This is a genomic window from Shinella granuli (assembly GCF_004341885.1).
Classification (GTDB): domain Bacteria; phylum Pseudomonadota; class Alphaproteobacteria; order Rhizobiales; family Rhizobiaceae; genus Shinella; species Shinella granuli.
Map to the genome: position 1 here is coordinate 1 of NZ_SLVX01000090.1, position 1,663 is coordinate 1,663.

2 protein-coding genes are annotated in these 1,663 nt (G+C 68.2%); one reads left to right on the forward strand and one right to left on the reverse strand.

Annotated features, from left to right (window positions below; all coding sequences use genetic code 11):
• Nucleotides 1-1,472: M81 family metallopeptidase (locus tag EV665_RS32090; RefSeq protein ID WP_133037276.1), on the reverse strand; the 1,472-nt coding region annotated here is incomplete at its 3' end.
• Between EV665_RS32090 and EV665_RS32095 the strand changes: the two genes are divergently transcribed.
• Nucleotides 1,471-1,663: hypothetical protein (locus EV665_RS32095; protein ID WP_133037277.1), on the forward strand; the 193-nt coding region annotated here is incomplete at its 3' end. The genes EV665_RS32090 and EV665_RS32095 overlap by 2 nt on opposite strands.

Sequence of the window (1,663 nt, forward strand, 5' to 3'; positions counted from 1 at the left end):
AGCCCGAGCGGATCGTCGACGCGCGGCCAGAGTTCGAGGCTGGCCTTGCGATAGGCGGTTGTTGCCGGATCGGTCGGGTAGGAGGTCGGTGCGGCGACGTAGACGATCTCGGAGGAGACCGGCTGGAAGCCGGCATGGAAGTGGTTGGTGGACTTCACCAGCAGGAAGGCCTTTGCCGTGAAGTCGATGCCCTGGTTGGCAAAGATGTCGGGCTCGTAGGTCTGCGTGCGGCTGGTGATCAGCACGATGTCGATCGTCGTGCCGAGCGGACGCACCACGGCGGCAGGACCCAGCGTCACCCGGCTGTTGCGGAAGCTCTGCCAGCCGGCATCGAACACGGCTTCGACCGTCACGTTGAGGTCGAGCGGCTCGCCGCCCTCCGGCCCCGACTTGCCGCCGAGGCGCAGCGCAAGCTCTGCGCCTTCCCCCGCCGCATGGCAGAAGGAAACGGCGATCGGGTCCCAGATCGTCGCCACCGCGACATCGTCAAAGCCCCGCGCCATCATGCGGCGCAGGATATAGGTCGCATCGCCCGCCACCCCGCCGCCCGGATTGTCCCAGACATCGGCGATGACGACGGGCATGTCCGGCCGTTCGTCACGCACGGCCAGCGCCCGGTCGAGCCCGGCCTCCGTGTCGAACATCGGCATCGCCGTCTTGCGGCGCAGGCCGTAGAGCTCGTGGCCGAGCCTTTGCGCCAGCGCGTCGCCCTTCGCCCTGTCGCCGTCGGCAACGACGACGATGCGCGTGCCCATGTCCGGCACGTCGCCGGCCATGAAGCCGTGGATGACGGAGATGGAGAGGATGCCGTCCCTGCCCTCCATCGCCTTCAGCCGGTCGATAAAGGCGCGCATCGGCTCGCGGCTCGTCGGGTAGAGGGTGATCATGCGGCAGTCGAAGGTGGAGATGACGGGGCGGATCTCGCCGCGCAGCGTGCGCAGCGCAAGCTCGACGACATGCTCGCCGCGCTCCTCGAAATCGGTGTGCGGGAATTCGAGGAAGGTCGCCATCAGGTCGAGATGGGCGACGCGCCGGGCGGTGAGGTGGCTGTGCGGGTCGAACTCGGCGGCAACCAGCACGTCCGGCCCGACGATCGCGCGCACCCGCTCCAGCAGGTCGCCCTCCGGATCGTCATAACCCTGCGCCACCATCGCGCCATGCAGGCCGAGCACGACGGCATCGACCGGCAGGGCGGCCTGCAGTTCGCCGAGGATGCGGTCGCGCAGGGTCTCGTAGGTCCGGCGCTGGATGAGGCCGGCGGGCTCGGCCCAGCAGGAGGTGCCCTCGATGACGGCAAAGCCTTCCGCCCGGCCGCGCCGGCGCAGGATCGGCACGACGGAGGAGCAGAGCGTGGGCGTGTCGGGATGCTCGCCCGGGCCGGCATAGAAGGCGGCCTTGAAGGCGTTCATGTCCGTGGGGACGGGCGAGAAGGTGTTGGTCTCGGTGGCAAGCGAGGCCGTGAAGATGCGCATGGGCGTCCGTTCCGATGGCGTCCAGGCCGGCCGCTGCCCGGCCGTCATCGCCCGCCGCATGGCGCGCCGGTGCCTGGCCGAACGGCGTGACGCCGTGCTGTTGGATCGCAAAGTTCCCGTCAACGATCATCGCTGGAGCGATGTAATTTGTTTTCTCGATAATGCGATAATTTCACCGGAAGTCAATGGAT